The following is a 25,591-nucleotide window of genomic DNA, read 5'->3' on the forward strand; positions in this document are numbered from 1 at the left end:
ATGATGGGCTGGAAGCCATTGTAACGGCAGTCGATTTTTATTTCACAGGTAGACCGATTCAAACCGGGCCACGGGCGCGCCATCCTTGAGCAGGATCAGATATTCGCCTTCGAAACGGTAGCCCGTCACGCTGCTCAAGTTGGCCAGCACGGCGCTTTCCAGCTGCATCAAAGGCGGCGGGCAGGCCATGCGGGTGCCGGCCAGCTGCGTGAAGCGCAGGGCCGTGCCGGCCAGCGTATAGCCGCCCATGACGCGGTTGCAGCCCGTAAAACCGGTGACCTTGCCGTCATCGGACAGGGTGATGCGCACTTCGCGCTCCTGCCCGGGAGCCATCGCCACCTTGGCGCCATCGAGTTCCGTCAGCTTCCAGTAGGTATTCGTCAGGCTGTAGCTGGGGGCCAGCGCGTCGCCCGGAGCGGCATGGTCGCCTGTCCCGGCGCAGCCGGCGGCCAGGGCGATGGCGGCGGCCAGGGGCAGGTGTTTCAGTCGATGCAGCATGGGATGCTCCCGTGAAGGTGGATGATGGCTGCCAGACTAGCAGATTATCCGCCCGTCCCCCGGTACGGCAGCGCAGCGGCGATTATTTTTCATTTAGGCAGTATTGGCATTAAACTCATGCTTTATGCCTTTTTATCCTGTCACGGGGAGCCGAAGTGATGCAGCAAGCCCAATTGCTCAATAACCGACTGGTCGCCACCAGCGGCGATGACGTGCTGGTGGACCATATCGTGCCGGGCGCGCCGCTGGTCATCGCCTTCGGCTTCGTTTCATGGACCACGCGTCCCGCCTTTGATTTTTTCGGCCGCCTGAAAAAGCTGGAACAGGCCAGCGGACAGCACCTGAACAAAATCCTCGTGCGCGATTCGGCCAATGCCTGGTATCACCGGCGCATCGCAGGCCTGGGCAGCCATGTCGACGAAACGGCGCAAGCGCTGCGCGAGCTGGTGCGCCGCATCGCGCCGGGTAATGTCACCACCATCGGCCAGTCCATGGGCGCGTATGCGGCCGTCATGTATGGCTTGCTGCTGGAGGTGCAGCAGATCGTCGCCTTCGGGCCGCTGTCCTTTCTCGACGTGGAGCAGGCGCGTTTGTACCATGAGCTGCGCTGGCTGCCCGTGATGGAGTCGCTGGCCCAGGACCCGCCGCTGTCCGGCTACTACGACCTGGCCGCCCTGTGCCGCGCCAGGGCGACGCAGCGTACGCATACCCACCTGGTATTCGGCACGCGGCCTGACGCGGCCCGGCCTGACGTGGCCCGGCCTGACGCGGCCGGCGCCGGCGAATCGGTCAACCTCGACGCCATGCACGCGCAGCGCCTGGCCGCCTTCGGCCGCTGCACCCTGCACCCGTATCCGCACTCGGGACACGCGGTGGTGCAGCACCTGATCGACACGCAGCGCATCAACGGCTTGCTGGCCCAGTGCATACTCGGTCTCACCCTGGCGCCGGAAGCGATGCCGGAAATCGGCGCCGCCTGGAAGGACTGGGTGGCGGAAAACCTGCGCCTGGGCTGCGCCAGCGAGCAACTGGTGGCGGTGCTGCAGCAGCACGGCTTTTCGCACGCCAGCAGCATGGCCGCCGTGGCGGCTGCCAGCGCCATCCCGAAGGCCACATGACGCCGCAGCTCGAACTCGACACCCTGAAAATGCGCATCGCCGCCCCGCAACTGGCGGCGCTCGACTTGCGCGTGCGCGTCCAGCGCGCGCTGCGCCAGCTGATACTCGATGGCGTGCTCGCGCCCGGCCTGCGGCTGCCCGCCACGCGCGCGCTGGCGCAGTCGCTGGGGCTGTCGCGCGACACGGTGGAAATGGCGTACGCGCAGCTGCGCCTGGACGGCTATATCGAGCGGCAGGCGGGATCGGGCAGTTTCGTGTCGGCGACGATAGGGGCCAGCTTGCTGGGCAGGCCGTCGTCGGCATTCCAGCCCGCGTGCACCCAGCCGGTGGCCCTCAGCGCGCGCGGCGCGCAGATTCTCGCCAGCGGCGGCGTGGCCGACCAGCAGAGCGTGAAGGCGTTTGCCACGGGATTGCCGGAAACGCGGGCTTTCCCCGCCGACGTGTGGGAGCGCCTGCGGCGCCAGGCCGCCAGCGAACACCATGTGCTGCTGCACGGCGAGCCGCAAGGCGCGCAGCCGCTGCGCCAGGCCATCGCCGACTATGTCAACCTGGAGCGGGGCGCGCGGGCCACGGCGGACCAGGTGCTGGTGCTGAGCAGCACGCGCCAGGCCCTGTACCTGTGCGCGCAGGTGCTGGCCGACGCGCATGGCCCGATATTGATGGAAGATCCAGGCTATTTCGGCGCGCGCAAGGCCTTCGAGATGGCGCAATTGCAGGTCGTGCCCGTGCCAGTCGATGCGCACGGCTTGTCCATCGCCAGCCTGCGCGCGGACCGCAGCGGCGCCAACACGGTCTATGTGACGCCGTCGCACCAGTATCCGACGGGCGTCACCCTGGCGCTGGAGCGCCGCCTGGAGCTGGTTGCCTGGGCGGCGGAACGCCAGGGCTGGATCATCGAGGATGATTACGACAGCCAGTTTCACTACGCGGGCCTGCCGACGGCCTGCGTGCAGGGACTCGACACGCGGCAGCGCACCATATATCTGGGCACCTTCGCCAAGTCGCTGTATCCGGGGCTGCGCATCGGCTACATGGTGCTGCCGCCGGCCCTCGTCAAGCCGATGACGCATGCGCGCAGCATCCTCGACGGGCACACGCCGCAGCTGGACCAGCTGACCTTGGCCCGTTTCATCGCCGATGGCCATTTCGCCGCCCATGTGCGCGCCATGCGCAAGGTCTATGCCGTGCGCCGCGACGCGATGGCGCAGGCCGTGCAGCGGCATCTGCCGCACGTCGTCACGGCGCAGCTGCCGCCTGGCGGCTTGCAGCTGCCTTGTCTGCTGCACGAGGGCAGGGATGAGCTGCACACGCAACGCCTGGCGGCCCGGGCAGGCATCGCGCTGCCGGGCCTGAGCCGCCTGTACGCGCAGCCGCCGGCGCGGGGCGGCTGGCTGCTGGGTTTTGCGGCGCTCACGCCGCACGAGATCGACAACGGCATCATCGGCCTGGCCCGCGCGCTGGGGTAAGTCCATGTATGTGGTCTGCCGTGAGGTGGTGAATTGGACTGTCTGAGCAGTCCATGTGCGTCTTAAGATGCCTCCTTTCACTGGCAAGGGAGGCTATCCGCATGACGACAGGAGCAACAAGCGCAACAAGTGCAAAAACAGCAGGGGTGCCGGACAGGCTGCGCTGGCAAGACCTCGCGTCCCCCACGATGGCGGCCTTCATCTCCGTCCTCGTCAACTATGGCGGCACCTTCGTGCTGGTGTTCCAGGCGGCCCAACTGGCCCAGCTGAGCGCCGCGCAGACGGCGTCCTGGGTCTGGTCGCTGAGCATCGGCGTAGGCGTGACGGGCATCTGGCTCAGCTGCCGCTACCGCGCGCCCGTCATCACGGCCTGGTCCACGCCCGGCGTGGCCTTCCTGGCCACCGTCATGCCGCACACGCCGTATGCCGAGGTGATCGGCGCCTACATGGCGTCCGCGCTCGCCTTCATCGTGCTGGGCATGTCCGGCGCCTTCGAGCGCCTCGTGCGGCTGATTCCCGGCGGTATTGCCGCCGGCTTGCTGGCCGGTATCCTGCTGCAGTTTGGCGTGAACGCCTTCGGCGGCGCCAGCGCCGACCCGCTGCTGGTGGTGGTATTGCTGCTGTCGTACGCCGTGCTGCGCCGCTTTACGGCCCGCTACGCCGTGGTCGGCATCATGCTGATCGGCCTGGTCCTGCTGCTGGCGCAGGGGCGCATCGATGCGCAGGGCATCGAGCTGGCCCTGGCCGCGCCCGTGCTGCAGATGCCGCGCTTTTCCGTGGCGTCGCTGCTGGGCGTGGCGCTGCCGCTGTTCCTGATCACGCTGACGGGCCAGTACATGCCGGGCATGCTGGTGCTGCGCAATGACGGTTACCAGCTCAGCGCCAATCCCATCCTGACGGCGACGGGACTCGGCTCGCTGCTCATGGCGCCGTTCGGCGCGCACGCCTTCAACGTGGCCGCCATCACGGCCGCCATCTGCACGGGCAAGGATGCGCATGCGGAGCCGTCGAAACGCTATGTCGCGGGGCTGGCCTGCGGCGTGCTGTATATCCTCGTGGGCATCTTTGGCGTGACCCTGGCCAGCCTGTTCATGGTCTTGCCGCGCAGTTTTATTACGGCGCTGGCGGGCCTGGCCCTGCTCGGCGCCATCGGCAACAGCCTGGCACAGGCGATGGCGGACGTGCGCACGCGCGAGACTGCCCTGATCACCTTCCTCGCCACGGCGGCGAACGTGACCCTGCAGGGCGTGGGCGGCGCCCTGTGGGGGCTGGCGGCGGGCCTGGCGGCGCACATGGTGATCCATGGCTGGCGCAAGCCTGCGGCGCACTGATGGGGGACGATGGGCGATTTTCCGCCCATTTTTCCTGCCTCCGCATACAATTGCTGCGCCCGTGCCCGTTGGCACCGTATTTTTCCTTACCGTGAACGATGGCCGACTTGTCTTCCCTGGCGCCGTATTTGCTGGCGATCACGCCCGCCTTCCTCGTCTGCGCCGCCTTGCTGCTGGCCTTGCCACGTACTGCGCCACGCGCGGTGCCGCTGCTGCGCGTGCTCGTGCACATCCTGTTTTTCGTGCTGGCGCGCGACGCGATGACGGCGCACGGCTACTGGCAGGTGGCGGCGGGCGGCTTGCGCTTCACGGCGCCACCGCCGGTCTTGCTGGCGCTGGGCGCGCTATCGCTGGGGCTGGTGGCAAGTACTTGCTGGCTGGAAAGTGAGGCGCGCCGCCAGGTCCGCTGGGTCGGCCTGCGGCCAGCCCTGTCCGTATTGCTGGGCGTGGCGGGTGCGTGCGTGATCGTTGCGCTGGCAACGGGCTTGAAAGCCGTGTTCGGCCTGCCGTCGCTGGCGCCCGTGGCGCCGTCCGCGCTGCCCTTGCTGCTGGGTTTTGCGCTGGCGGCCAACTGTTATGAAGAATTGCTGTTCCGCGGCTTGCTGCAGCAGCAATTGCGTGCCTGGCTGCCGGCGTGGCGCGCGGCGCTCGTGTCGGGCCTGCTGTTCGGCCTGTGCCACGCTTTTCTCGCCACCACCGTCACGCAGGTGGGCGCGCCCATCCTCGTCTTTACCGTGATCGAGGGCGTGGTGGCGGGGCTGGTATATTGCCGTGCCGGCTTGCTGGGCGCAGCGCTGGCGCACGGCCTGGCGATTTTTGCGCTGGCGGCCGGCTGGGTGTAAATGTTTATTAATCAATAATGAAAAGCGAGAAAGCGATGCCTGTCAGTTCCTACCTGAATACCCGCCCCGTGCTGGGCGCCAGCGTCTACCTGCATGACACGGCGCAAGTGATCGGCGATGTGCAGATCGGCGACGACTGTTCCATCTGGTGCAACAGCGTGCTGCGCGGCGACGTCAACCGCATCGTCATCGGCGAAGGCAGCAACATCCAGGACTTTTCCATGGGCCATGTGTCGCACAAGAATGCGGCCAAGCCTGATGGTTCACCCTTGACCATCGGCAAGTACGTGACCATAGGCCATTCCGTGATCTTGCACGGCTGCACGATTGGCGACGAATGCCTGATCGGCATGGGCAGCATCGTCATGGATGACGTGGTGGTGGAAAAGCACGTGATGCTGGGCGCGGGCAGCCTGGTGTCACCCGGCAAGGTGCTGGAAAGCGGCCATCTGTACGTGGGCCGTCCCGCCGCCAAGGTGCGCCCGCTAACCGAGGCGGAGATTGCCTACCTGCGCTATTCGGCCGAGCACTATGTGCGCGTCAAGAACAATTACCTGGCCGGCGGCGACGACGCCTGACCGCCAGCGCCATCAAGGCGGCGCAGTTCCGGCCGCGGCGCCAGGTCTTGCGGCAGGCGCAGGGCGGACACCAGGCCCAGGCGCCGCAAGAGCAGCAGCGCCCACCAGCCCGGGTCCCATTCGCCCGGCAGCAGGCCCAGCCTGGCCGAGCCGGGATAGGCGTGGTGGTTGTTGTGCCAGCATTCGCCCATGGTCAGCAGCGACGTCAGGCGGATGTTTCTCCCTTGCACGGCGGCCCCGTCGACATGAAAATGCATGCGCCCATGGTTGTGGGCGAAGTAGCCGATCAGCCAGTGGCCGAGCACGCCGGCGCTGACCCTGGCGCAGACGCCCCAGCAGACAAAACCCCAGCCGCCCCAGACGAAGCACAGCACGGCCCACGGCAGTTGCTGCAGCATCCAGGTTGATTCCAGGAAACGATAGAAGCGGTCGCGCGCGATGCGCGGCTCGATGGCGATGTGCGGCGGGTGGTCGAGGTCCAGGCGGCAAAACAGTTGCCACCAGGCATCGCGCCAGAAGCCGGCGCCGTGGCGCAGGTAGGGGTGGCAGTCGGACAGGCGCTGGGCGTAGTCGCGCAGCTCGTGCTGGCGCAGCAGGCCCAGCGGGCCGCTGAGGCCCACCAGCACGCCCAGATACACGAGCAGGTATTCCAGCCATTGCGGGCATTCAAAGCTGTTGTGGATCAGCTTGCGGTGGCTGCCCAGCGAATGGCCGAACAGCAGGACGATGGCCGTGCCGGCCGCAAACAGCAGCAGGCCGCTCCAGCTGAAGAAGAACAGGGCGCCGCTGACGGCGCCGGCCAGCATGAGCGTCAGCCACAGCGATGGCAAAGGCGCATGGCGTACTGAACCATTGAGCACGCTGTCGGCGTGCGTGGCGCGGGCGCGGTGGCTGGCCAGGCCGGCCGTCGGCATCAGGCCTTGGGGGCCGACGACGGTTGCGTGTACTTGTCGAAGTTGGTGATGTAGTCGTTGAAGTTGTCGGTCAGCATGCGCTTGTACTGTTCCGTAAAGAAGGCCACGGCGCCTTCCTTTTCTTGTTGCATTTTTGCTACGTCATTGCTCTTGCTGGCGACGAGGAAGGCGTTGAAGCGGGCGGCCGCGTACAACAGCGAGGTGGCCACTTCATTGCCGCCGCTGTGCATGCATTGTTCATTGGCCAGGGCGATGACCTGGTCGGCGCGTTCCCAGAATTCCGGGCCCGGTGCTGGTTTGGTGGTTGGTGTGGTCATAAAATCCCTCATGAAAGTGCGCGCCAGTCTACACAGCGTGCCGCGGGCTGTCCAGCCGCGCGCCTGTCAGGATGCTTGCCGGATTTGTTCCACGAGCATGGCCAGCGGCTGGCGGATGTCGAGCACGATGCCGGCTTCGTCCGGCAGCAAAGGCTGCAGGGTGGCCAGCTGGCTGTCGAGCAGGCTGGGCGGCATGAAATGGCCGGGCCGCTGCATGCGGCGCGCCAGCAACTCGCGCGGCCCGTCCAGGTGGGCAAAGCGCAGGGCCGGGTCGCCTTCGCGCAGCAGGTCGCGGTAGGCGCGCTTCAGGGCCGAGCAGGAGACGACCAGGCCGCCGCCCTGGGCGCGGGCCGTGGCGATGTGCTCGCGCAAGGCGGCCAGCCAGCCGGCCCGGTCGGCATCGTCAAGCGGGATGCCGGCCGCCATCTTGGCCACGTTTTCCGGGGGATGCACGTCGTCGCCTTCCACGTACGGCACGTGCAAGGCAGCGGCCAGCAGGCTGCCGACGGCGCTCTTGCCGCAGCCGGACACGCCCATCACGACCCAGCGCACGGCGGGCGCCCCCACGTTCACGGTGCCGAGACGATGACGGTGACGCGGCGGTTTTCCGCCTGGCCCGCCTTGGTGGCGTTCGAGGCGACGGGCTTGCTCATGCCCAGGCCCTTGACGACGATATTGCCGCGTGGAATGCCGGCCACGCCCATGGCATCGGCCACCACGTTGGCGCGCGCCAGCGACAGCTTGTTGTTCAGCACTTCGGCGCCTTCGTTGTCCGTATGGCCTTCCACGCGCATGTGCGTGATGCCCACTTTCAGCAGGGCGGCGCTGATTTTCTGGATGGCGGCCCGGCTTGGCGCCGTCAGGCTGGAAGCGCCGAAATCGAACAGCAGCTTGTCGGTAAAGCTCAGTTCCCAGCCGTCATCCGTTTGCACGAAGCCTTGCTCCGTCAGGGTGGCGATCTGGTCGGCATTGAACGGCGCTTTCTTTTCAGGCGCGCTCTGGCAGGCGGCCAGCAGGCCCAGCATCAGGATGACGGGGCCGAGAAAGCCGAGGCGTAGTTGCTTGTAGAGGAATTGCATGGTGTAGCTCCTTGCGGTCAGGGGTGAAGGTGTGTCTGCGGTAATCGCGCCACCTGGCGCGTGCCGCGCTGCGCCTGCTTGGCGCGGTACATGGCCTCGTCCGCCGCGCCCACCAGCGACACGGCGTCGATGGCGTGATCGGGGAAGACGGCCACGCCGATGGTCAGCGAACTGACGATACTGTTGCCGGTAGGTAATTCAATGGCCTGCGCCATGGCGGCGATGATGTTGTCGGCGATGTGCATGGCATCGCTGCTGTTGCGCAGGGGCTTGAGCAGGATGGCGAATTCGTCGCCGCCCAGGCGCGCCACCAGGTCGCCTTCGCGCAATTGCTGCTTGATGCGCGCGGCAATCGTCACCAGCACGCGGTCGCCCGAGGCATGGCCGAAGGTATCGTTGATGTACTTGAAACGGTCGCTGTCGAGGAACAGGACGGCAACTTTTCCATTGCCGATCCGCGCTTCGAGGATGGCGCGCTCCAGCTCAGCTTCCATGAAGGCGCGGTTCGACAGGCCCGTCAGGCTGTCGTGGTTGGCGCGGTGCGACAGCGAGGCGTTTTCCATCTGCAGATGGCTTTGCCACGCTTCGAGCTCGTCGAGCAGGGCGTTGAAGTCGTCATTGATCTGGTTGAGCTCGGCGATCCCGGCGGCCGGCACGCGCAACTCGAACGAACGGTCGCGACGCACGCGGTGGGCCGTTTCGGCCAGGTGGCGCAGCGGCGCCGTGATATCCGTTTCCATGCGGCGCGACAGGCGCACGGCGACGATCAGGCTCAGCGCCAGACACGCCAGCAGGCAGGAAAGACCGCTCAGCAGGAAGGGCAGCAGGCTGCGGCTATGCGGCACCAGCTTGATGCTGCCGATTACATTGTCATCATGCGTGATGGGGAAAGTCAGGGAATCGGGCAGCATCCAGCCCGTCAAGGTGCGTTCGATGACGTAGCGGGTGCCGTGCTCGCCCCGCTCCCAGCGGGCCAGCACCTGGCCATCCTTGCTGTTGACTTGCGCCTGGTCGATATCTTCATTGATGCCGATCAAGGCCATTGCTTCCTTGGCGGCCATGGGGTCGCCGAAGACGACGGCCGCTTCCACCGTATAGCTCATCGAACGGGCCACCAGGCGCAGATTCTGCTCCGAATACACGCGCAGGGCCAGCAGCGCCACGGCCGTCAGGGTCAGGCCGGCCGCCAGCACGGCGACCAGCGACACGCTCAGGTGGGCGCGCCGCAGCACGCTGTCGAGCGTGGGCCGGGGTTTGCCGGCCGCTTTGACGTCGATCCGGCGGCTCATGGCTGCGGTCCCTTGCGACGTGCAATCTGCAAGGCGTTCGGATGCACGCGCAGGCCGCTGCGGGCGATGGCGTCGAGGTTGACGTCAAAGCCGATCTGCGCGTCGGCAAGGCGCAGGCAGAACATGGTGCCCACGGTGCAGCCCGTGCCCGGTTCGGCGACCGACAGGATGGGTTTGCCGATGATCTGCGCCAGCAGGTGTTCGCGTTCGCCGTCGGGCAGGCTGCCCATGTAGACGACGTCGCATTCGCTGGCGGCCAGGCCCGCCGGCTGCAGCTTGACGCGGATGCGCTGGCCCGTGCTGGAGCCGGGCGTATCGACTATGGCCGCGCCGTAGCGGGGCGCGCCGACCATGCAGACGCGCACTTCGGGGCGCGCCATGGGCCAGCGTACATAACTGATGATGCCGAACAGGACCTGGGACACTTCGGCCGGCCGCCTGGCGTCCATTGCCGCGCCCGCTTGCGCCCATGCCGCGGCCGGCACCTGCAGGAGCAAGGCGAACGCCAGCAGCACGGCAGTGAACTGGGCAGGCGGCGCGATGCGCTGCCGGTGGCAGGGGGAAGAGGGCACGGCGTCGAGTGTCTTTATTCAGGTCGGGTAGCTGCTCAAATGGCGATTCTTCAATGCAGACTGTACGGAACTGCATGGAGAAAGTAAATCACAGCGCTACATATAACCTTGCATTATAAACACTAATGTTAAAACTTGCATTCTTTGCCATGAAGATTACTCTTCAACATTGCTAAAAATAGCAGAGATTGTCTCTATTCTTCCAATGTCGCTTCCAGCAAGTCGATTTCACGCAACAGGCGCAAGTGAATGGAGTCGTCCAGTTCGCCTGATATGCGTCGGCGGAACAGTTCGTCGCGCTCGGCGTTGAGGGCTTCCAGGCGCAGGGCCCGCTCGGCCTTGGCCAGTTCCTGCATGCGCGCAGCCTCGTCGTTGCTGCTTTCGCCATACGCGAGGCGGCGCCGGTAGGCTTCGATCAGGCGGTTGGCCGCTTCCGTGACGACTTGTTGCTTGTCATCCTTGTCGATGCCTTCGCACACTTTTTCCAGCCGCGCGATGGCCGCCTCGGCCGCGGCGGCGCGCGCATTGCGTTCTTCCGTCGAGCGGCGCGCGGGCGGCGCGAACACCAGGCCCTTGGTCAGCAGGGGCAGGGTCACGCTGGCCAGCAGCAGCGACAGTAAAATCACGCCCATGGCGAGGAAGATGACGAGGTCGCGCGCGGGGAAACGATTCCCGTCAGGCAAGAACAGCGGCAGGGTCAGGATGCCGGCCAGGGTCAGCGCCCCGCGCACGCCCGCGAACGAGGCCACCAGCAGCAGGCGCAGGCTGGGGCGCGCCAGCAGCGCCGCCTCCTTCGGTTCGCCGGCCACCTTCTTGTGGTGCTTGAACAGGGTCAGCTTCATCGAGATGAAGACCCAGATGAAGCGCATGAAGGTCAGTCCCACCGTGATGGCGATGACGAACAGCGGCAGCTTCCAGGCGCTGCCGGCGCCCACTTCGGCGGACGCGGCCGGCAGGCCGGCGACGGTGGCGGGCAGCTGCGCGCCCAGCATGACGAAGATGGCGCCGTTCAGGACCAGTTGCACGGTGTCCCACACGGCCTTGCGCTGGGTGCGCGTGGCCGCCAGCGGACGGCCGATCAGGTCGGCGTAATGCATGGACACGCCCGCCGTGGCGGCGGCCAGGATGCCCGAGCCGTGGATCTGCTCGGCACCGAGGTAGGCGGCAAACGGGATCAGGATGCTGATCAGGATCTGCAGGCCCGGCTCTTCGCCGACCTTGCTTACCAGCCATTTATTCGCCAGGCCCACGCCCCAGGAGATGCCCAGGCCGATGACGATGCCGCCGCCTGCTTCCTGCAGAAAACTGAGCGAGGCGGCGCCGAGGGAAAAGCCGCCCGTCATCATGGCGCCCACGGCAAACGTGAAGCAGACCAGGCCCGAGGCGTCGTTCAGCAGGGACTCGCCTTCGAGGATGTGCATCAGGCGCGGCGGAATCGGGTTGCCGGCCGCGATGGCCGACACGGCCACGGGGTCCGTCGGCGACAGGATGGCGCCCAGCGCGAAGGCGACGGCCAGCGGCACGCTGGGGATCAGCCAGTCGATGAAAAAGCCCATGCCCAGCACGGTAAACAGCACCAGGCCGATGGCCAGCATCAGGATCGAGCGCGCGTCGGAAAAGAAGGCGCCCTTGGGAATGCGCCAGCCGTCGAGAAACAGCAGCGGCGGGATGAAGAGCAAGAAGAAAATGTCGGGATCGAGCGGCACTTGCACGCCAAACACGGCCAATCCCGTGCCGCCGGCGATCTGGATCAGCGGCAGCGGCAGCTTGACCCAGCGCGAGCGGGCAATGAAGCCGCACAGGACGACGGTCAACACGAGGATGAGGATGATGGTAACGGTATGCATTGAGGAGAGCGGCGGGGTGCTGAAACGCTGATTATAAGGCGCAGCCCGCCTGCGGAACCGCCTGCGTGTCATTGCGTACATACAACAAGTCACAATCGCGGTAAGATTGTCACCATCGTTTGCCGCCGCCGTCCCTGCGCGGCGGGCGCGTGCTTAGCCTTTTACCGGATTCCTGTTTTGCTCAAGAAAATTTTCACCGGCCTGCTGTCGTTGCTGGCGATGCTTATCGCCGCCGTGCTCGCCGCGTATCTGTATTACTGGCGCCCCGCGCTGGCGCCCGTCAATCCGCCCGCCGCCGCGGCGTTTTCTGCGCAGGCGGTGGACCGGGGCCGCATCCTGGCCGGCATGGGCAATTGCGCTGCCTGCCACACGGCCAGGGGCGGCGCCGATTACGCGGGCGGCCACGGACTGGCCACGCCGTTCGGCACGATTTACGCGACGAATATCACGCCGGACAAGCAAACGGGCATCGGCCGCTGGTCGCTGGCCGCCTTCCTGCGGGCCATGCGCGAAGGCGTGGGCCGCGATGGCGCCCATTTGTTTCCAGTTTTTCCGTACACCCATTTCAATCTCGTCTCGGACGCGGACTTGACGGCCCTGTACGCCTACTTCATGACGCGCCCGCCCGTGTATGCGGTGACGCCCGCCAATAGCGTGCCGTTCCCCTTGAACCTGCGGCCCTTGCAGGCGGGCTGGAAGTTGCTGTTTTTCAAGCCGGCCAGCTACCGGATTGATCCTGCGCAAGGGCTGGACTGGAACCGGGGCCGCTACCTGGCCGAGGGACTGGCCCATTGCGCCGCCTGCCACACGCCGCGCAATGCGCTGGGCGCCGAGCTTGGCGGTGCGGCGTATCTGGGCGCATCCATCGACCACTGGTATGCGCCGGCCTTGACCAGCGCCAATACGGCGCCCCTGCCCTGGACGCGGGACGAACTGTATGCCTTTTTGCGCACGGGGGCGACGGCCCTGCACGGCGTGGCGGCCGGCCCCATGTCGGCCGTCGTGCATGAAGGCATGGATGCCGTGCCGGACAGCGATATCCGCGCCCTGGCCACGTATTTTGCCGGCGTGGCGGGGGCAGAGCAGCGCAAGGTCGATGCCGATGCCGTGATCAAGGCCGGCATCGTCCGTTCGCAGCGCGTCAGCCTGGTCGACAACGACCGCGGCGCCAGCCTGTACGTGGTCGCCTGCGCGTCGTGCCACTCGAACAGCGATGGAAAGCCCGTGGCCCTGCGTCCGGAACTGAGCCTGAACAGCGCCGTCAGCGCGCCCGATCCCGCCAACCTGATCCAGGTGATTTTGCACGGCATCAGCAAGGACGCGGCCATGCCCGGCGTGCTGATGCCCGGTTTTGCCGCCGCGCTGACGGACAACGATGTGGCCCAGCTGGCCGCCTATCTGCGCCGCAGCCGCAGCCATCAGCCGGCCTGGACGAACCTGGAAGCGGCCGTGGCGCGCGCCCGTGCCACGGCGCTTGGCATGGATGGCGCCGGCAAGTAATTATTGAAAGTTTCTTATGTGCAATTCTTATGTATAACATTACCGTCAATGGCCAGCCTTTCGGCACCGAGGCGGACGCCGAGACACCCCTGCTGTGGGTGCTGCGCGACGAAGTCAACTTAAAAGGCACCAAGTTCGGCTGCGGCATCGGCATGTGCGGCGCCTGCACCGTGCATGTCGATGGCCGCGCCATGCGCTCGTGCATCACGCCGATTGCCGCCGTGGCCGGCTGTGCCATCACCACCATCGAGGGCCTGTCGCCGGACGGCACGCACCCGCTGCAGCAGGCGTGGATCGCCACGCAGGCGCCCCAGTGCGGTTATTGCCAGTCGGGCCAGATCATGCAGGCGGCCACCTTGCTGCGCGACTATCCGCAGCCGACGGACGCGAATATCGATGCCGTCATGAGCGGCAACCTGTGCCGCTGCATGGCGTATGTACGGATCCGCAAGGCAATTAAACTGGCGGCCGGCATGCAGGAGGCGCCTGGTGTTTAAGTTGCCTAAAGAAAATTCTTCCGGCCGTCCCGGTGCGCTGGACCGGCGCGGTTTCCTGATCGCCGCCGCCGGCACGGGTTTGACGCTGGCCTTTTTGCGCGCCGACAGCTCATTGGCCGCCGGCAAGGCGGCATCCGTACCGCCAGAACAAAGTGCCGCGCCCGCGTTCGATCCCAGCATCTGGTTCCAGATTGGCCGCGACGGCATGATCACCGTCAATATCGCCAAGGCGGAAATGGGCCAGCATATCGGCACGGCCCTGGCGCGCATCGTGGCCGAGGAGCTGGAAGCGGACTGGAGCAAGGTGCGCCTGCATTACGTGGATACGGACCCGAAATGGGGGCTGATGGTGACGGGCGGCAGCTGGTCCGTCTGGCAGAATTTCGACCCGCTCAGCCGTGCCGGCGCGGCCGGCCGCCTCGCGCTGGTGGAAGAAGGCGCGCGCCTGCTGCGCGTGCCCGTGTCCGCCTGCCACGCCAGGCTGGGCGTCGTGCATGGACGGGGCCGCTCGATTGCCTATGGCGAGATCGTGCGCCGCGGCAAGCTGGCGCGCCGCTATACGCCGGAGCAGCTGAAGGCTATCGTGCTGAAAACGCCGCAGCAGCGCAGGCTGGTCGGCCAGCAGGTGCCGGCGCTGGACATTCCGGCGAAGACGAATGGCACGGCCGTGTACGGCATCGATGCGCAGGTCGAGGGCATGCTGTATGCGCGCCCGAAGATCCCGCCCACGCGCTACGGTGCCAAGGTGGTCTCCATCGACGACTCGGCGGCAAAAAAAGTGCAGGGCTATCTGCGCAGCGTGGCCTTGCAGGATCCCAGCGGCACGGTGCCCGGCTGGGTCATGGTCTATGCGCAAACGTATGCGGCCGCCTGCCGCGCGGCCGAGCTGGTGCAGGTGAAATGGCGGGCCGGCGCGGCGGCCCATGTGTCGGAGCAGGATATCGTCAGCTATGCGGCCAAGCAGCTGGCCGACGCCAGCCTGGGCGCCCGCGTGGTCGATGATGAGGGCGTGGAGCAAGCGTTCAAGGATGCCAGCCTGAAGCTGGAACGCCACTACACGACGAGCACGGTGCTGCATTTCCAGCTCGAACCCGTCAATGCGCTGGCGCAGGAAATCGACGGCGTCTGGCACGTTCATGCGGGCAATCAATGGCAATCGCTGATCCTGCCCGTGCTGGCGCAAGCACTCAAGGTGCCGGAGAGCAAGGTGATGCTGCACACCTATCTGCTCGGCGGCGGCTTCGGGCGGCGCCTGAACGGCGATTATTGCGTGCCGGCCGCGCTGGCGGCGCAAGCCGTGGGGCGTCCCGTCAAGATGATCTGCACGCGCGCCGACGATGCCCGTTTCGATTCGCCCCGGTCGCCTTCCGTGCAGCACCTGCGCATGGCCTTCGACGAGGCCGGCAAGGTGGCGGCCATGGTGCATGAAGCGAGCGCGGGCTGGCCCACGCAGGCCATGATACCGGCCTTGCTGGCCAAGGATAAGCAAGGTCATCCGTATGATCCGTTCGCCATCGCCGGCGCCGACCACTGGTACACGGTGGGCGCGCAGCGCGTGCGGGCCGTGTCGAACGACCTGGCCAACAGCAGCTTCCGTCCCGGCTGGCTGCGCTCCGTGGGGCCGGGCTGGACGAATTGGGCCGTGGAAAGCTTCATGGACGAGGCGGCGCAGGCGGCCAAGGTCGATCCGCTGGCCTTCCGCCTGTCCTTGCTGCAGGCCACGGGGCGCAATGCGGGCAGCGCGCCGAATGCCGTCGGCGGCGCCGCGCGCCTGGCCCACGTGCTGCGGCGCGCGGCGGAGAAGGCGGGCTGGGGCACGGCCATGCCGCCCGACACGGGCCTGGGCATCGCCGCCACCTTCGGCCAGGAGCGCGACATGCCCACCTGGACGGCGTGCGTTGCCAGGGTGAAAGTGGACCGCAGCACCTGCATGGTAAAGGTGGAAAAGCTGACCATGGTGATCGACGCGGGCACCATCGTCGACCCCGATGGCGCGCTGGCGCAGGCGGAAGGAGGGGCGCTATGGGGCCTGAGCATGGCCATCCATGAAGGCACGGCTTTCCTCAATGGCGAAGTGAAGGATACCAATCTGAATACCTACACGCCCCTGCGCATGGCCGACGTGCCCGAGCTCGACATCGAATTTGTCGCCAGCAAGCAAACGGCGACGGGCATGGGCGAGCCGCCCACGACAGTCGTGGCGCCCGCCATCGGCAACGCCATCTTTGCCGCCGTGGCCTCGCGCGTGCGGCATTTGCCGATCCGTCCGGAAGCCGTGCTGAAGGGGCTGGACCGGCACGGCGCCGTCTGACGGCGGCGCGCGGCAAAATTTGACGTGCGCCGCGCGTGAACGGGCGCAGGCTGGTACACTGAGGCTTGCCGCTCGGGGCGCGCAGGCTGTGCCCGGCCCGGCAAGATCAGCGCAATTGCAGAGTGATTTCAGCGTGATGTCAGCTCGATTCCAGTTCGATAGCGGAGGCAGCCATGCAAGAACAATTTGTCAGCATTACGGCCGATGAACTTCAAATGGACGGCGTGCTTGAAATGCCCGAGCGGCCCGTGGGCATCGTCCTGTTCGCCCACGGCGCGCGCGCCGACAGCGACTACCTGGACGCCTCCAGCCACGCCACTTCGCAAGATTTCTTGCGAGCGGGCATCGCCACCCTGCGCTTCGACCAGGGCGGTGTCGAGCCTGGCGGCGGCAGCAACGGCCATGCGTATTTCGTGCGCAGCGATATCGTGCTGCTGGCGCGCCAGCTGGAAAAAGCCCTGGGCTGGCTGCAGGTCGACCCGACCACGCGGCGCCTGCCCTGCGGCCTGTATGGCTACGGCACCAGCGCGGCCGTGGTGATGCAGCTGGCAGCCTGGCGCAGCGCCGAGATCGCCGCGCTGGCCGTTTGCGATGGCCAGGTGGAAATGGCGGGCAAGGCGGCGCTGGAAAACGTGCGCGTGCCTTCGCTGCTGATCGTGGGCGGGCGCGATCCCGACGTGGCCGGCCTGAACCGCATGGCCTTTGCCGCCTTGCGCTGCGACAAACAATTGGAACAGATCGCCGCGCCTGGCGGCCCCGACACGCGCCACCAGGCGGCCCTGCTGGCCACGGACTGGTATATGCGCCATTTCAACGGGCATACGAGCTCGGCCCAGTAGTTCAATCTGGCAAGGGCGTCAGGCCAGCGCGCGCAGATTCCTCGCATGGAAGCGCACATGCTCTTCCATGAAGGTGGCGATGAAGTAGTAGCCGTGGTCATAGCCGGCCTGGCGGCGCAGCTGCAAGGGCTGGCCGGCGTCGCGGGAGGCCGCCTCGAACACCTCGGGGTACAGTTGTTCCGGTAAAAACTTGTCGGCCAGGCCCTGGTCGATCAAGATGCCGTCAGGAAATAGCGCCGGCTTGCCCTGCAGGCCACGCATCAGCGCGCTGGCGTCATAGGGCTGCCAGCTGGCTTCGTCGCTGCCCAGGTAGCCCGTGAATGCTTTTTTGCCCCATGGACACTGGCTCGGTGCGGCGATGGGGGCGAAGGCGGAGACGGAGCGGAACAGTTCCGGATTGCGCAAGGCCAGCACCAGCGCGCCATGGCCGCCCATCGAGTGGCCAAAGATGCCCGTGCGTTGCGCATCGATAGCCAGTTCCTGCTCCAGCAGCGCGCGCAATTCCAGGATGTAGCTGTACATGCGGTAGTGGCTGTTCCACGGCGCTTCGGTGGCGTCCACGTAAAAGCCGGCGCCCGCGCCGAAATCCCAGGCATCCGTCTCGCCCGCGATGTTGGCGCCGCGGGGGCTGGTGTCGGGGGCGATCAGGATCAGACCTTCCTCGGCGGCCACGCGCTGGGCGCCGCCCTTGATCATGAAAGTTTCTTCCGTGCAAGTTAGTCCCGCCAGGTAAAACAGGGCGGGGCGCTTGCTCAGGGCCGTGGCGCCGGGCGCCGTGTCGGGAATGAAGGCCGAAAAACGCATGGGCAAGCCGGTGGCTTGCGCGTCGTGGCGATAAAAACGTTGTACGCCGCCAAAACAGGCGTGTTCACTCAACAGTTCCAGCATGAATTCTCCTCGTCAATCCCACAGTATAGCGAGCGCGGCGTAGCGCCGAGCCGGTATCAGCCCAGCATGGCCGCTATTGCGGGCAAGATGTCCTGTGCCGCCGCTTCCGTCTTGAACGCCAGCAGATGGTCGGCGCGCGTCTTGCCCAGGTTGATGGCAGCCACGGGCTTGCCCGTCTCGGCCGCCATGCGGCACAGGCGAAAGCTCGAATACACCATCACGGACGAGCCCACCACCAGCAGGGCGCTGGCCTCGGCCATCTTGCGCCCGGCTTCGGCGGCCCGCTCCGAGGGCACGCCATCGCCGAAAAACACCACGTCCGGCTGCAGGGTGCCGCCGCAGCGGGGACAGACGGGCAGGTGGAAGGTGGCCAGCCGGGACGGCTCCAGCAGGGCGTCGCCATCGGGCGCCGGCGTGGCCGTGGCGCCCAGCATCTGCGGATTGTCGTGTTCCAGCATGTCCTGGATCAGGCGTCGGGTGTGGCTGGCGCGGCAATCGAGGCACACCACGCCATGTATGCTGCCGTGCAACTCCGTGACGGCGCCGCTGCCTGCCTGCTGATGCAGGCCATCCACGTTTTGCGTGACCAGAGCGCCGATGTGCCGCCGCTGCGCCAGTTGCGCGATGGCCAGGTGGCCCGGATTCGGCGCGGCCCGCGCCAGCGTAGGCCAGCCCACCATGCTGCGTGCCCAGTAGCGGCGGCGCACGGCTTCCTGGCGGCGAAAATCCGGTCCTTGCACGGGGGCATTGCCGCGCCGCACGCCGTCCGCGTCGCGGTAATCGGGGATGCCGGACGCCGTGCTGATGCCGGCGCCTGTCAGCAGCAGCACGTCCGGATGGCGCTGCAGGAATTGCGCCAGCTGATCGAGGACGTGATGCGTGCTGGCGGGCCGCTGGCTGGCTGAAGAAAAGTTTTGCATGATGCGCCATGCTAACCGAAAAGCACGGCATCGTCGCAGGGGCGGGGCTGAGCGCCTATCCCCGCATTCATCGACTGAGCTAGGCTCTTATTCCAGTTTCATGCCGAAGCGCTGCAGCCGCGGCTGCCAATGCTCTTCGACGTTGGCCGAGACGAGGATGCGCTCGGCCTTGCCGATCAGCAATTGCCGTGGGACGAAGCCGAAATAGCGCGAGTCGGCGCTGTTGTCGCGGTTATCGCCGAGCATCAAAAAATGGTCGGCGGGCACCGTCACGGGAGCAAAACTGCGTGCGGCGCCCTTGATCTGCGGCAAGAGCTGGATGCGGTGCTGTTCCGTACTGTTGCGTTCGCTGATGCGCTGCGCCGTCAGCCGGCCCACGTGGGAAATGGTTTCGGGCGCCGTATCGAGTGCCGTGTACTGGGCAGGCTGGCCATTGATGATCAGTTGTTCCTCGCGCATCTCCACGGTATCGCCGGGCAGGGCGATGATGCGCTTGATCAGGCGCGTACCGTCTTTTGGCGAGGAAAAGGTCACGATGTCGCCCCGTTGTGGTTCGCCCAGGCGTTGCAATACGATATCGGTCAGCGGCACTTTCAGGTTGAAGGCGAGGCGGTTGACGAAGACCACGTCCCCTTCCAGCAGGTTGGGGCGCATGGATGCCGACGGTATGGGATTCCAGTCCGCCACGGCCGTGCGGAACACGCCGAACAGCAGGAGAAACATCAAAAAGCCTTTGTTGGCGCGCATCCATGTTTTCATCGTGTCTCGCTTTCGGCCAGTGCCTGTGATCGTTGGGGAACGCGCCAGCGGTACCGGCGCCATGCCACGATGCACGGCGAGGCTGAAGCCGGTCTTAAATCCGGTGAGAAATCAGGGGACTGGGCGCAATGGCGGGAACGCTGTTGCGTGCATACATCACTCGCGTTTCAACATTTCCGTTCCCGCTTCACGGATGCCGGCACGGCGTATGCGTATCGTCGCCGCCGTTTCGCAGGCGCTTGCCGTGCATGTCGTCCCACAGTTCACCCAGCGCCACCAGCAGGCCGCCAGCCACGAGGGGGATCGCCACCAGCCATGGAATGCTGTCGAGCCATGGGCCCAGCACGATGGCCGAGGCCACGGCAATGACGATGGCGCTGCACCAGAAGCGGCGCGGATGCCGCAGGGTCAGCAGGTAGTGCAGGTTGTTCATAAATCCTCCTTGGTGAGCATGCGGAACAGCCGGGCGGCCAGGATGCTGCTGACGGCGATGACGATGCAGCCGTCCAGGAAAAACAGGATCTTGCCCACCAGGTGCATGCCCTGTATCAGGTAGGCGGGCAGTTCCTGCACTTCCGCCCATTGCGTCATGCGCGCCAGCACGATGGCGGCGGCAAAGATGGCGAGCGCCAATGCCAGTACCAGCAGCACATGTTCAAATAGGCGTTGACGCAATTTCATGTCGGACTTTGCAAGGCAGGGAAGATTCCCGTACCTTGACGTTATCAGTCCAATATCGCACTGCTTTGCGCTGCGACAAAGTCGCGCCGGATTGCCGGACAGGCGCATTGCTGTCCGGCAAAGCGGCTATTTGAAGGCCTTGATGACGGCGTCCAGCTTGACTTTCAATGACTTGTCGTGCGCGTGGATGGCCGGCACCTCGCGCTGTACGCCGAGCAACTGGTAGACGGCCGTTTGCGCCGCGCGCACCGAGTATTCCACGGTAAACACGACATCGTCGGCGATTTCCACGAATTGGCTGACAAAGGCCAGGTTGACGCAGCTGGCCGGCACGGGCAGCGGACGGTCGCTTTTCGCGCGCGGCATGAACATGCTGGTGATGTAGGGCATGCGGCAGGGAATGCAGTTGGCCGTGGCCATGATGTCCAGGTCGAAGTTCAGGTGGCCGCACAGTTCGCGCAGGATCTCCTCGCCGCTGCATTCGGACATGGGCTTGGCGACGAAGTTGCCGATGCGGTCGGGGTGCAGCGCGTAGCCCCAGAACACTTGCACGCCAGCGGGCTGGCCGGCGAAATGGGGCTGGTGCGCCAGCACCACCGACATGAACCAGTTGCTGTCCTTGAAGGTGACGAGGCCGCCCGTGCCCGCGCTGTTGCCCGTGAATTGTTCCATCCTGTCAAAGAAGGCGCTGTCCTTCAGCGTGACCGTGTACGACGCCCAGTACGATTCCGGGATGCTGCTGTTGAAGACGGCGGGACGGCCCAGTTCCGGGCGGCCTTCGGCCAGCTTTTCCCACAGGCGCCAGCCATGGCTGTCGTTCTTCGTGCGCTTGGCCGGCGCGCTGTGCATGCTGCCATAGCTGGAAGCATCCGTCATCGAGGCATTCTGGAAGAACACCAGGTCGCCGGCGGCAACGGCAATCACGTCGGCCAGGCCGCGGCGCTGGCAGTGCAGGGCGGTGGCGGTCAGGCGGCCGTCGGTCTCCTGCAGCGTGATATCCGTGACGGCGCAATCCATGACGATGGTCACGCCTTGCTCCTGCAGCCAGGCGACCAGGGGGCGCACCAGCGAATCGTACTGGTTGTAGACGGTGCGCTTGACCCCTGCCAGGGTTTCGATGCGCGAAAACTCCAGCATGAAGCGGTGCAGATAGCGCTTGAACTCGACCGCGCTGTGCCAGGGCTGGAAGGCGAACGTGGTGGCCCACATGTACCAGAAGCTGGTGTCGAAGAATGCGGGCGAGAGCCAGTCCGTGATGGCGCTGCTGCCCAGGGTGTCTTCATCGGCTTCCGTCAGCTTCAGCAGTTCCAGCCTGTCCTGCATGGAAAAGCCCATGCTGCTGACATCGACCTTGAAGCGGTTGCGGTCGATCAGGCGCGCGCGCGAGTGGGGAATGTGCCGTTCGTTGAAGGCGATGGTTTCATCGTAGACGCTCAGGCCCGCATGTTCGAGCGAGGGGATGCTCTTGAACAAGTCCCAGGTGCACTCATAATTGTCGGTGGTCAGCATGCGCCCGCCGCGCAGCGTGTAGCCATCCTCGGCGTTGCCACCGCCGTCGAGGCTGCCCCCGGTCACGGGCGCCGCTTCAAAGATGCTGATATTGCTGCCTTGCATGCCGCCGTCGCGTAGCATGAAGGCCGCCGCGGCCAGCGAGCCGATGCCGCCGCCTACCAGATAGGCTTTTTTGTCTGTATTACTCATGTTTTTCCCCGAATGTGTGCGCAGTCGCGTGCGCGAAAGGCTGGCAAGCGGCACGGCGGAGGCCGTGCCATATTTGCCTATCTTATAACATCGAGGGGCAGCATGGCTGCTCAATAGAGCAATTGCTCGGTTTTACTCGAGCATGGCATGGTCCTTGCGCCGTTCAAAGTACAGCAAGTCCGACCATGCATTCTGGAAAAACATGGCTTGTGCCGACTTGCCATACTGGTGAAAGCCGTTGCGTTGCATGACGGCGATCGAGCCGAGGTTTTGCGGCCGCGCCGTCGCTTCCAGGCGCCACAGTTCGAGTGCGCCGAACGCCTCTTGCAGCAGCAGGGCGACCACGCGCGTGGCGTAGCCGCGTCCGCCGAAGCGTTCGCCGATACGGTAACCGAGCGTTGCCTTGTTGAAATACGGGCGCGTGACGGCCGTCAGGTTGACCCTGCCGATGATTTGCCCGTCCAGCTTGGCCAGGTACTGATGTGCCGTGTCTTTCTCGCGTTCGCGCTGCGCCTGCTCGATGGCGGCGGCGATGGCTTCTTGGTGGTAGTAGGACGGCGCCCGGGCCGTGACCCAGGATTCAAAATAGGCGCGGTTTTCCAGCTCGAAGGCGAGCAAGCCGGGGAGGTCGGCGCTGGTCGGGGGGGACAGTTGGAGGCGGTCGATGTCTGGCATGGGATGGTGTCGGGTAGCGATGCGCCATTATAATCAGCTCGCGCACTTCGCCGCACACCCGTATGCATTCATGAAGGAGCAGCATGCTGTCCCATCTCTGCCTCGGCACCAACGATTTCCCCCGCGCCTACGCCTTCTATGCGGTTCTGCTGGGAGAACTCGACCTGATCGAAAAATTTCATGACCCGGCCCGGCCCTGGGCTGGCTGGATGGCGCAGGGCGCGCCGCGTCCCCTGTTCGTGCTGACGGCACCGCACGACGGCTTGCCGGCGACTGCCGGCAACGGCCAGATGACGGCCTTGCTGGCGGCCAGCCGCGCCCAGGTGGACCGCTGCCACCAGGCCGCGCTGGCGCTGGGCGCCGTGTGCGAGGGGCCGCCCGGCTTGCGGCCGCATTATCATGCCGACTACTATGGCGCCTACTTCCGCGACCTCGATGGCAACAAGCTGTGCGTCTGCTGCCACGCCGAAGAATGATTCAGCGCGGTGCCCAGACGCCGTCCTCCGTCCATCCCAGCTCCAGAAAATCCTGCGCCCGCTCGTCCGCTTCGCCGGCGCAATAGAACTCGTCGAGCTGGGGCGGCGCGATGCGCGTGCCGGCCAGCATGGCGTGGACTTGTCCGCGGTGGTGAATCTGGTGCTGGAACAGATGCGCCAGCAGGCGCTGGCGCGTGTCGATTTGCGGCGTGTCGCGCAATATCGTCACGGGCCGCGCCAGGTCCGCATCGCACAGGCTGCGGCAATGGGCGATCAGGCGCGCATCCGAGGCGCGCTGCGCCGCGTGCAGGGCCGCACTGTCGGCGAATGGCTCGTCCTTTTCAAAAAAGACATAGCAGTCGGGGTGGGGCGCTTCGCCGCGCAGCTCGCGCTCGAGCGCGTCGAGATAAAACCAGTCGCATGTGAGGATGTGGTTCAGGGTGTAGCCGATGGTGGGGAAGAAACTGACGCGCGTGGCCTGGAACTCGGCCTGGGTCAGCTGCCCGCAAGCCTTCAGCAGGCGGTGGTTGGCCCAGGCGTTGTTGTACGCCTGGCTGGTGACGTACTGGGCCAGCATATTGCTCATGATATACCTTGCAAAGCAGGGGGACCTGCGAGAGTGCTACTGTAGCACTTTGCGGCGGCTGAACAACGCCGCTCACGCCAGCCGCACCAGCGCTGCTGTCATCAAGTAAAATCGCGCAGCGGATTGCGCGATAGTGATGCACATAGGGCTGGAAGAAGAAAATGGGTTGGATAGGAAAATTACTGAACGGCGGCGACAAAAACAAGCCGGCTCCCCTCACGGCAGCGGCGGCGCCCGAGATGACACGGCAGCCAGCCACCATCACCGAAATCGATGCCGTCTACTACCGCTGGCTGGCGGCCGCGGGTTCGGCGCAGGCGTCAAAGCAGGCCGAACAGCAGATTCTGGACGAATTGACGCGCCTGGCCAGTGAACCGGTCGCCGGCGCGGCGCTGGTGCCGCGCATTCCGGCCATCATTCCGCAGTTGATGCGTACCCTGCAAGATGAAAACATGAGCGCGGCCCAGCTGTCGCGCCAGCTGTCCCAGGACGTGCTGCTGGTCGCCGAGGTCTACCGCGAAGCGAACCGGCCCTGCTACCATTCGCGCTACAACGCCAGCCCGTCGATCGACAACATGGAAGGCGCCATCATGCTGCTCGGGCAGAACGGCATGCGCATGCTGCTGGCCCGCGTCGCCTTCCGCCCCATCGTCAGCATGCAGAGCGGCGGGCTGACCATCCGCACGGCGCCGCTGATCTGGCGCCAGTCCGAGAAATGCGCGCTGGCGGCCAACCTGGTCGCGCCTGCGCTGCAGGCCAACGCCTTCGACGCCTACCTGGCGGGACTGATGGCCAATGTCGGCCTGGTGGTGGCCTTCCGGCTGATCGACCAGATGCATGCGCCCGACGCCTTTCCGCAATCGGACGCCTTCATTGCCCAGGTGTTCGCGCAAGCGCGCATCTTGTCGGTGCGGATCGCCGAATTGTGGGAGTTCCCCGAGTCCGTCACCCGCGCGATCGGGCAAGCCTGGCAAGCCGATGCCGATCCGCAGGCGCAAGCGCTGGCGCAGGGCGAGCGCTTGAGCAAGCTGCGCATGCTGGTCGATACGGGCCGCCTTCCTGCCGACGACCCCTTCGTGATGACCGGACTCGGCAAGAGTGAGCTGCAGGTGTTCGACAAACTGGCCGACGACGAGGACGAGGACGAGGATTGATGGCCGCAGGCCGCTCTACCTCGGCGCCGGCCATGCCGCTCAGCGCGCAAAATACAGCGCATGCAGATGCTCGAGGTCGACATCAACCGCCGCCTGCGACAGCGCCACCTTACCGCTTTGCATCAGGTAGACGTGATCGGCCACGCCGACGGCGCGCGCCGTGTTCTGCTCCACTAAAATGATGGTGCGCTTGCCGTCATTCAGGCGCGCGAGTATCTCGAACAGCTCGTTGACCACCAGCGGCGCCAGGCCCAGCGACGGCTCGTCGATGATCAGCAGCGACGGATCCGACATCAGGCCCCGCGCCATCGCCAGCATCTGCGCCTCGCCGCCGGAGAGCGACCCGGCCAGCTGCTTGCGCCGCTCGTGCAGGCGCGGGAACATGGCGTAGGCTTGGGCCAGGCGCGCAGGCATGTGGCGGCGGTGCTCCTTCGGAAAGGCGCCCATGATCAGGTTTTCTTCCACGCTCATGTCGCGGAAGGTCATGCGTCCCTCGGGGATCATGGTGACCCTCGCATCGCTCATCTTCCACGTCGGCGTGCCGTTGATGGGCGTGCCGTCGAGCGCGATGCTGCCCGCGCCCACGGGCAGCAGACCCATGATGGCGCGCAGCAAGGTCGTCTTGCCGGCGCCGTTCGGGCCGATGATGGTGGTCAGCTTGCCCTTCTGGATGGACAGCGATACATCCCACAGCACATTGATGGCGCCATAGCCGGCGCGCAGTTGATTTATCTCAAGCATCGTTTCAGGCAT

General features: G+C 65.8%; 28 protein-coding genes. 11 read left to right on the forward strand and 17 right to left on the reverse strand.

What is annotated here, in order from left to right; translation table 11 throughout:
* Positions 1–42 precede the first annotated feature (42 nt).
* Entirely contained in the window at positions 43–498 is a 456-nt protein-coding gene (locus AC07VI_RS17540) for an META domain-containing protein (RefSeq protein ID WP_086146390.1), read from the reverse strand.
* A gap of 158 nt (positions 499–656) precedes the next feature.
* Between AC07VI_RS17540 and AC07VI_RS17545 the strand changes: the two genes are divergently transcribed.
* The 5 genes from AC07VI_RS17545 to AC07VI_RS17565 all read left to right on the forward strand — a co-directional run bounded on the left by AC07VI_RS17545 (position 657) and on the right by AC07VI_RS17565 (position 5,833).
* The gene (locus AC07VI_RS17545) at positions 657–1,616 is read left to right on the forward strand and encodes a hypothetical protein (protein WP_492993540.1); all 960 of its coding nucleotides are present in this window, start codon (positions 657–659) and stop codon (positions 1,614–1,616) included.
* Positions 1,613–3,082 (forward strand): MocR-like pyridoxine biosynthesis transcription factor PdxR, encoded by a 1,470-nt coding sequence (pdxR, locus tag AC07VI_RS17550; protein WP_492993542.1) that lies wholly within the window; start codon positions 1,613–1,615, stop codon positions 3,080–3,082. Before AC07VI_RS17545 ends, pdxR begins: the two co-directional genes overlap by 4 nt.
* 188 nt (positions 3,083–3,270) lie before the next feature.
* Positions 3,271–4,413, forward strand: a complete 1,143-nt coding sequence (locus AC07VI_RS17555) for a benzoate/H(+) symporter BenE family transporter (RefSeq protein ID WP_492993544.1) — start codon at positions 3,271–3,273, stop codon at positions 4,411–4,413.
* 98 nt (positions 4,414–4,511) lie between these two features.
* Positions 4,512–5,255, forward strand: coding sequence for a CPBP family intramembrane glutamic endopeptidase (locus tag AC07VI_RS17560; RefSeq protein WP_086146386.1), 744 nt, complete (start codon positions 4,512–4,514; stop codon positions 5,253–5,255).
* A 35-nt stretch (positions 5,256–5,290) separates the two neighbouring features.
* Positions 5,291–5,833 carry a gamma carbonic anhydrase family protein gene (locus tag AC07VI_RS17565; protein ID WP_099375746.1) on the forward strand — a complete coding sequence of 181 codons (543 nt, stop codon included), beginning with the start codon at positions 5,291–5,293 and terminating at the stop codon, positions 5,831–5,833.
* On the opposite strand, the gene AC07VI_RS17570 is transcribed toward AC07VI_RS17565, so the two are convergent.
* The 7 genes from AC07VI_RS17570 to AC07VI_RS17600 form a co-directional block, all read right to left on the reverse strand.
* Positions 5,806–6,747, reverse strand: a complete 942-nt coding sequence (locus tag AC07VI_RS17570) for an acyl-CoA desaturase (protein WP_157792435.1) — start codon at positions 6,745–6,747, stop codon at positions 5,806–5,808. The genes AC07VI_RS17565 and AC07VI_RS17570 overlap by 28 nt on opposite strands.
* Positions 6,747–7,064 carry a DUF3144 domain-containing protein gene (locus AC07VI_RS17575; protein ID WP_086146384.1) on the reverse strand — a complete coding sequence of 106 codons (318 nt, stop codon included), beginning with the start codon at positions 7,062–7,064 and terminating at the stop codon, positions 6,747–6,749. Before AC07VI_RS17575 ends, AC07VI_RS17570 begins: the two co-directional genes overlap by 1 nt.
* Before the next feature lie 66 nt (positions 7,065–7,130).
* Positions 7,131–7,601, reverse strand: a complete 471-nt coding sequence (locus tag AC07VI_RS17580; RefSeq protein WP_492996294.1) for a gluconokinase — start codon at positions 7,599–7,601, stop codon at positions 7,131–7,133.
* 32 nt (positions 7,602–7,633) lie between these two features.
* Positions 7,634–8,143: an outer membrane lipoprotein YfiB gene (gene yfiB / locus AC07VI_RS17585; protein WP_086146383.1), complete on the reverse strand. Its 510-nt coding sequence runs from the start codon at positions 8,141–8,143 to the stop codon at positions 7,634–7,636.
* Between the two features lie 17 nt (positions 8,144–8,160).
* A complete protein-coding gene (dgcN, locus tag AC07VI_RS17590) occupies positions 8,161–9,432 on the reverse strand; it encodes a diguanylate cyclase DgcN/YfiN (protein WP_086146382.1) in 1,272 nt (423 codons plus the stop codon).
* Positions 9,429–10,004, reverse strand: a complete 576-nt coding sequence (yfiR, locus tag AC07VI_RS17595) for a regulatory sequestration protein YfiR (protein ID WP_253251946.1) — start codon at positions 10,002–10,004, stop codon at positions 9,429–9,431. Before yfiR ends, dgcN begins: the two co-directional genes overlap by 4 nt.
* A 194-nt stretch (positions 10,005–10,198) precedes the next feature.
* Positions 10,199–11,851, reverse strand: coding sequence for a Na+/H+ antiporter (locus AC07VI_RS17600; protein WP_099419898.1), 1,653 nt, complete (start codon positions 11,849–11,851; stop codon positions 10,199–10,201).
* Positions 11,852–12,028: 177 nt separating this feature from the next.
* Here AC07VI_RS17600 and AC07VI_RS17605 point away from each other — a divergent pair, with 177 nt between their 5' ends.
* From AC07VI_RS17605 to AC07VI_RS17620, 4 genes are all read left to right on the forward strand, one after another.
* Positions 12,029–13,351, forward strand: coding sequence for a cytochrome c (locus AC07VI_RS17605; protein ID WP_492993548.1), 1,323 nt, complete (start codon positions 12,029–12,031; stop codon positions 13,349–13,351).
* 29 nt (positions 13,352–13,380) lie between these two features.
* Positions 13,381–13,848, forward strand: coding sequence for a (2Fe-2S)-binding protein (locus tag AC07VI_RS17610; protein ID WP_086146379.1), 468 nt, complete (start codon positions 13,381–13,383; stop codon positions 13,846–13,848).
* Complete coding sequence (locus AC07VI_RS17615) at positions 13,841–16,159, forward strand: xanthine dehydrogenase family protein molybdopterin-binding subunit (protein ID WP_492993551.1); 2,319 nt, start codon at positions 13,841–13,843, stop codon at positions 16,157–16,159. Before AC07VI_RS17610 ends, AC07VI_RS17615 begins: the two co-directional genes overlap by 8 nt.
* A 173-nt stretch (positions 16,160–16,332) precedes the next feature.
* Positions 16,333–16,998: a dienelactone hydrolase family protein gene (locus AC07VI_RS17620; RefSeq protein WP_086146377.1), complete on the forward strand. Its 666-nt coding sequence runs from the start codon at positions 16,333–16,335 to the stop codon at positions 16,996–16,998.
* An 18-nt stretch (positions 16,999–17,016) separates the two neighbouring features.
* On the opposite strand, the gene fghA is transcribed toward AC07VI_RS17620, so the two are convergent.
* The 7 genes from fghA to AC07VI_RS17655 form a co-directional block, all read right to left on the reverse strand.
* On the reverse strand, positions 17,017–17,886 hold the full coding sequence (fghA, locus tag AC07VI_RS17625) for an S-formylglutathione hydrolase (RefSeq protein WP_492993553.1): 870 nt from the start codon (positions 17,884–17,886) through the stop codon (positions 17,017–17,019).
* Between the two features lie 56 nt (positions 17,887–17,942).
* Positions 17,943–18,806, reverse strand: coding sequence for an NAD-dependent protein deacetylase (locus AC07VI_RS17630; protein WP_086146376.1), 864 nt, complete (start codon positions 18,804–18,806; stop codon positions 17,943–17,945).
* Positions 18,807–18,893: 87 nt separating this feature from the next.
* Complete coding sequence (gene lepB / locus AC07VI_RS17635; RefSeq protein ID WP_099375693.1) at positions 18,894–19,565, reverse strand: signal peptidase I; 672 nt, start codon at positions 19,563–19,565, stop codon at positions 18,894–18,896.
* Positions 19,566–19,752: 187 nt separating this feature from the next.
* Positions 19,753–19,998: a hypothetical protein gene (locus AC07VI_RS17640; RefSeq protein ID WP_086146374.1), complete on the reverse strand. Its 246-nt coding sequence runs from the start codon at positions 19,996–19,998 to the stop codon at positions 19,753–19,755.
* Entirely contained in the window at positions 19,995–20,246 is a 252-nt protein-coding gene (locus tag AC07VI_RS17645; protein WP_086146373.1) for a hypothetical protein, read from the reverse strand. The genes AC07VI_RS17640 and AC07VI_RS17645 overlap by 4 nt, the downstream gene beginning before the upstream one ends.
* 126 nt (positions 20,247–20,372) lie before the next feature.
* A complete protein-coding gene (locus tag AC07VI_RS17650) occupies positions 20,373–22,001 on the reverse strand; it encodes an oleate hydratase (protein WP_492993556.1) in 1,629 nt (542 codons plus the stop codon).
* A 78-nt stretch (positions 22,002–22,079) separates the two neighbouring features.
* A complete protein-coding gene (locus AC07VI_RS17655) occupies positions 22,080–22,622 on the reverse strand; it encodes a GNAT family N-acetyltransferase (RefSeq protein WP_099419895.1) in 543 nt (180 codons plus the stop codon).
* Positions 22,623–22,705: 83 nt separating this feature from the next.
* Between AC07VI_RS17655 and AC07VI_RS17660 the strand changes: the two genes are divergently transcribed.
* Positions 22,706–23,098, forward strand: a complete 393-nt coding sequence (locus tag AC07VI_RS17660) for a VOC family protein (protein WP_099419894.1) — start codon at positions 22,706–22,708, stop codon at positions 23,096–23,098.
* A gap of 1 nt (position 23,099) precedes the next feature.
* Here the strand turns inward: AC07VI_RS17660 and AC07VI_RS17665 are convergent, their stop codons facing one another.
* Complete coding sequence (locus AC07VI_RS17665; protein ID WP_086146369.1) at positions 23,100–23,684, reverse strand: DinB family protein; 585 nt, start codon at positions 23,682–23,684, stop codon at positions 23,100–23,102.
* Positions 23,685–23,923: 239 nt separating this feature from the next.
* Here AC07VI_RS17665 and AC07VI_RS17670 point away from each other — a divergent pair, with 239 nt between their 5' ends.
* Positions 23,924–24,838 carry an HDOD domain-containing protein gene (locus AC07VI_RS17670; protein WP_172404775.1) on the forward strand — a complete coding sequence of 305 codons (915 nt, stop codon included), beginning with the start codon at positions 23,924–23,926 and terminating at the stop codon, positions 24,836–24,838.
* 39 nt (positions 24,839–24,877) lie between these two features.
* Here the strand turns inward: AC07VI_RS17670 and AC07VI_RS17675 are convergent, their stop codons facing one another.
* Entirely contained in the window at positions 24,878–25,579 is a 702-nt protein-coding gene (locus AC07VI_RS17675) for an ABC transporter ATP-binding protein (RefSeq protein ID WP_086146402.1), read from the reverse strand.
* Positions 25,580–25,591: the final 12 nt, after the last annotated feature.

The sequence above is a fragment of the Janthinobacterium sp. GW821-FHT03A03 genome (assembly GCF_059421435.1).

Bases quoted from the DNA above. Each gene is read 5' to 3' on its own strand.
- AC07VI_RS17540 (WP_086146390.1), bottom strand. From the start codon at position 498: ATGCTGCATCGACTGAAACACCTGCCCCTGGCCGCCGCCATCGCCCTG.
- AC07VI_RS17545 (WP_492993540.1), top strand. From the start codon at position 657: ATGCAGCAAGCCCAATTGCTCAATAACCGACTGGTCGCCACCAGCGGC.
- pdxR (WP_492993542.1), top strand. From the start codon at position 1,613: ATGACGCCGCAGCTCGAACTCGACACCCTGAAAATGCGCATCGCCGCC.
- AC07VI_RS17555 (WP_492993544.1), top strand. From the start codon at position 3,271: ATGGCGGCCTTCATCTCCGTCCTCGTCAACTATGGCGGCACCTTCGTG.
- AC07VI_RS17560 (WP_086146386.1), top strand. From the start codon at position 4,512: ATGGCCGACTTGTCTTCCCTGGCGCCGTATTTGCTGGCGATCACGCCC.
- AC07VI_RS17565 (WP_099375746.1), top strand. From the start codon at position 5,291: ATGCCTGTCAGTTCCTACCTGAATACCCGCCCCGTGCTGGGCGCCAGC.
- AC07VI_RS17570 (WP_157792435.1), bottom strand. From the start codon at position 6,747: ATGCCGACGGCCGGCCTGGCCAGCCACCGCGCCCGCGCCACGCACGCC.
- AC07VI_RS17575 (WP_086146384.1), bottom strand. From the start codon at position 7,064: ATGACCACACCAACCACCAAACCAGCACCGGGCCCGGAATTCTGGGAA.
- AC07VI_RS17580 (WP_492996294.1), bottom strand. From the start codon at position 7,601: ATGGGCGTGTCCGGCTGCGGCAAGAGCGCCGTCGGCAGCCTGCTGGCC.
- yfiB (WP_086146383.1), bottom strand. From the start codon at position 8,143: ATGCAATTCCTCTACAAGCAACTACGCCTCGGCTTTCTCGGCCCCGTC.
- dgcN (WP_086146382.1), bottom strand. From the start codon at position 9,432: ATGAGCCGCCGGATCGACGTCAAAGCGGCCGGCAAACCCCGGCCCACG.
- AC07VI_RS17600 (WP_099419898.1), bottom strand. From the start codon at position 11,851: ATGCATACCGTTACCATCATCCTCATCCTCGTGTTGACCGTCGTCCTG.
- AC07VI_RS17610 (WP_086146379.1), top strand. From the start codon at position 13,381: ATGTATAACATTACCGTCAATGGCCAGCCTTTCGGCACCGAGGCGGAC.
- AC07VI_RS17620 (WP_086146377.1), top strand. From the start codon at position 16,333: ATGCAAGAACAATTTGTCAGCATTACGGCCGATGAACTTCAAATGGAC.
- fghA (WP_492993553.1), bottom strand. From the start codon at position 17,886: ATGCTGGAACTGTTGAGTGAACACGCCTGTTTTGGCGGCGTACAACGT.
- AC07VI_RS17630 (WP_086146376.1), bottom strand. From the start codon at position 18,806: ATGCAAAACTTTTCTTCAGCCAGCCAGCGGCCCGCCAGCACGCATCAC.
- lepB (WP_099375693.1), bottom strand. From the start codon at position 19,565: ATGAAAACATGGATGCGCGCCAACAAAGGCTTTTTGATGTTTCTCCTG.
- AC07VI_RS17640 (WP_086146374.1), bottom strand. From the start codon at position 19,998: ATGAACAACCTGCACTACCTGCTGACCCTGCGGCATCCGCGCCGCTTC.
- AC07VI_RS17645 (WP_086146373.1), bottom strand. From the start codon at position 20,246: ATGAAATTGCGTCAACGCCTATTTGAACATGTGCTGCTGGTACTGGCA.
- AC07VI_RS17655 (WP_099419895.1), bottom strand. From the start codon at position 22,622: ATGCCAGACATCGACCGCCTCCAACTGTCCCCCCCGACCAGCGCCGAC.
- AC07VI_RS17660 (WP_099419894.1), top strand. From the start codon at position 22,706: ATGCTGTCCCATCTCTGCCTCGGCACCAACGATTTCCCCCGCGCCTAC.
- AC07VI_RS17665 (WP_086146369.1), bottom strand. From the start codon at position 23,684: ATGAGCAATATGCTGGCCCAGTACGTCACCAGCCAGGCGTACAACAAC.
- AC07VI_RS17670 (WP_172404775.1), top strand. From the start codon at position 23,924: ATGACACGGCAGCCAGCCACCATCACCGAAATCGATGCCGTCTACTAC.
- AC07VI_RS17675 (WP_086146402.1), bottom strand. From the start codon at position 25,579: ATGCTTGAGATAAATCAACTGCGCGCCGGCTATGGCGCCATCAATGTG.